The organism is Ferroplasma sp. Type II, assembly GCF_000496155.1.
This window is the reverse complement of sequence record NZ_KI542818.1, coordinates 1-2084: the sequence shown is the minus strand read 5'-3', so window position 1 is coordinate 2084 and position 2084 is coordinate 1. Positions and strand designations below refer to the sequence as shown.

The window sequence follows — 2084 nt, the reverse complement described above, 5'->3', positions numbered from 1 at the left end:
AGAATTCCCACGCACAAACACAGATATAATGCCAGGGGTGCCCACACCTATATCCTCATAATTTTCAATTAAGAATATTTCCTGTACTCTTTCACCAATAGATTCGTCTGGGAGGAATTGGAGTGGGCCACGTGAATAACCACACATTTCACACTCCTTGATTTTTATTTGCGAATGGTTCATATGGCCGCATGCCGGGCACTTGAATACCATATCTGTATATTCAATATGTGGGGGATTTTCTATATATGCTACCCACCCGCTGATGCGAATTAATTTATTTATAGAACCATAATCTAAACCGGAAATGGAAGTTAAAGGCCAGTTCAGAATCTCAAATTCAGGCCGATAAAAATCATCAGTGTCACTGTCACCTTTCTGTACAATAATATTGCATAGGGCATCATTCAGTTGTTTAATCATTTCCTGAGGGTTGATCTTTAGCCATTCCAATATGCATTTTGCAGTTTCATGCATAGAAGCTTTATCAGATTCTATGTTATATTGCCTGGCAACCCTGTCAATCAGCTCCTTTTTCTCCGATTCTGTTTTATCCAGTAAAGTTATGCGCTCAAAAATAGGTTTATAGCGTTGCCTAACCTCTTCAGGATTCATACCTGAATATTCTTCCAGGAGTTTATAATCCAGAGGGAACCTAAAATCCGATCCTTGAACCCAGCTATTGTGTAAATTTACCAATTCATCTTTGTTGTCTGATATAAAATCCCTGGCAAAACGTGCCATATTGTCCCTATCAATTTCATCGATCATCTTCCAAACCTCCTTTTCCGGTTCACGCCTGCATAACTTTTCAAAATATTGTCCGTGAGATTATGCATGAATACTGTCATTGCCTCACCCCCACTTTGCCGTCCAGGCAATCCTGGCATAGCAACTGGAGATCTCCGTTTATTGCAAGTTTCCTGGTTGGAAATTTTCTGTGGCAACCTGTACATCTTGTATAGAACAATTTCATCCTCTCATCCCCATTGGTTCCCGGGGCTCAGGTAACTTACTATAGAATTCTCCATTCCCAGAAAAAAATAACTGCATTAGTGACTCTGATAAATTGTCATGGTATGTATCAGTGCCGGAATGATTTTGACCTTCGGCTCCCAACCTATCCTTAGAATCAAGTTTCTATCCAGTTCTATGTGCCACTATTCTATGGAGATCTCTAAGAGAATAAAAGGCACTATAAATTGCAACATAAAACTGCACATTACGTTTTGAATAGATGCAACTATAGCTAACGTGAGTTAAGGGTGAAGTTGAATGAATATCTTTTTATTCCTTGTAGAGAAAAACCCCCGTTCTATAGTATTCTTATCCAAATCAATAATAGATAAATCTGGTATCCTAATATTTTTCCACTCAATCCAGTTGAGTTGACGCTGCAGAAGATAACTGTACAAAATAGTCAGAATTAGACCGTGAGACACCAGAATAACATCTCTCCCGTGATTTTTTGAAACGATATTTGAAAAGCATTTGGCTACGCGATTCTGCGCAATTTTATAGTCTTCAAACGCTCCGACTCTTTTTCCCTCAAGGTATTCTTTGATAAGAAGATTAAAGGTATCATCAGGTAAAAAGCGAAACGTTCTTTCTACTTCTCTCAGGTTAAAACTGGTTTCCGTTGGGATTCCAAATATATCACCGATGAATTTAGCAGTATTATATGCCTTATTCTCTGGACTATGGTAGATGTGTGATGCGGTTGTCCCTTCAATGCTACGAGAAATTCGCCTAATAGAGGTTTCAGCTTCGGGAGAAAGATCCCATTGATAGGAAGGTAGATTTGGATCAACAACAACTTCAGCGTGCCTGATTACATACGCTTTTGCCATATTTCATCGTATATATTCATCAGATATAAAGATTCGAACACCATCTATCCTTTTGCATCTGTAAGTGAATCTTTTTAATTTTTGGTTAATTTCAAATTAATAGATTTTTGGTATCTCTGAAATTGCATCCATCTAATATGGATGAATGTAAATTTGAGTCAATGGCAGGCCGTTGTGCATGAGTAATCAGCACACATAAAATACGGACATATATTTAAACAGCCGGAGGCATAA

2 protein-coding genes are annotated in these 2084 nt (G+C 38.1%); both read right to left on the bottom strand.

What is annotated here, in order from left to right; genetic code table 11:
- A partial coding sequence (locus AMDU4_RS13005) for a hypothetical protein (protein ID WP_290705406.1) occupies window positions 1-771 on the bottom strand: 771 nt, incomplete at its 3' end.
- A 488-nt stretch (window positions 772-1259) separates the two neighbouring features.
- The gene (locus AMDU4_RS13000) at window positions 1260-1850 is read right to left on the bottom strand and encodes a histidine phosphatase family protein (RefSeq protein ID WP_021786559.1); all 591 of its coding nucleotides are present in this window, start codon (window positions 1848-1850) and stop codon (window positions 1260-1262) included.
- Window positions 1851-2084: the final 234 nt, after the last annotated feature.

What these genes read in the sequence shown, in the direction of transcription:
- AMDU4_RS13000 (WP_021786559.1), bottom strand. Translation starts at nt 1,850, where the DNA reads ATGGCAAAAGCGTATGTAATCAGGCACGCTGAAGTTGTTGTTGATCCA.